Raw genomic sequence first — 1,043 nt, forward strand, 5'->3', positions numbered from 1 at the left:
CCTGAGCCTTCTGTATCTCTGATCTGATATTGATGCCCCATCACCGGGCTTGGCGAAGATCGGTGATGGGGCAGTGTATGGCGTCTGAGCCTTGTGGGTTAGACCACGTTTGTTAGCGAGCCAGCACCGTCTCTCTTCATCATCTCGAACAGTTGCATGTGGCCAAGTCGGACCACGGATCAGAAGGAAGAGAACATGGATACGGTATCACAGGATCGGATCATTGGCATAGACGTCAGCCGGAATTGGCTGGACATTCATTGCCTGCCGGATGGCAAGCGGCTGCGGTTGCCAAACACGGTTGAAGGGCATGCGCGGCTTGTCGACCTGGCAGAGCCAGTCTCCGCACTGGTTTGCTTTGAGGCCACTGGTGGACAGGAATGGCGTCTCTGGTCCGCCCTTGACGCCGCCGGAATCGCGACGCGGCAATTGCCGCCAGCCCAAATCAAGGCCTTCGCCGCCAGCCGGGGCACGCGCGCCAAGACCGACCGGATCGACGCGGAACTCATCGCCCGCTTCATGGTGTTCAGGCCAGGTGCGGGGCGGACCCTACCGCATCAAAAGATACGTCTTCTCAGAGCCTTGGTGCCAAAGCGCGGGCAACTCGTCGAAACGCGCAAACGGCTCTTGGCGCAGATCAAAGCTCATGTGAAGCTCGGATCAGACGAGATGTTCGCGAACATGGACGAAGATCTCAAAGGTTTGCTCGACCGACAGATTGCCCGACTTGAAGCTCAGATCGCACAGATCATCGCAGCTGATGAAAACCTGACCGCGACTGCGGACATTTTGCGTTCGGTCCCAGGGATTGGGCCGGTTGCAAGCACGATGCTGATCGCCGAAATGCCCGAACTTGGGCAGATCACCGGCGAACAAGCTGCCGCACTTACAGGTCTTGCGCCGATCGCGCACGACAGTGGAGCTATGCGTGGAAAACGGGCAATCGGAGGCGGACGACGACTTCTCAGACATGTGCTGTTCCAAGCTGCTCTCGTTGCCAGCCAACACAATCCCATCCTGAAAAACTTCGCCGATCGACTTCG

1 protein-coding gene is annotated in these 1,043 nt (G+C 58.1%); it reads left to right on the top strand.

The annotated features are described in order from the left end of the window. Positions 1-195: 195 nt before the first annotated feature. Positions 196-1,043: IS110 family RNA-guided transposase (locus AB2B41_RS23310; protein WP_367880221.1), on the top strand; the 848-nt coding region annotated here is incomplete at its 3' end.

This window comes from Sulfitobacter sediminis (assembly GCF_040811725.1).
In the GTDB taxonomy this organism is placed as follows: Bacteria; Pseudomonadota; Alphaproteobacteria; order Rhodobacterales; family Rhodobacteraceae; genus Sulfitobacter; species Sulfitobacter sediminis.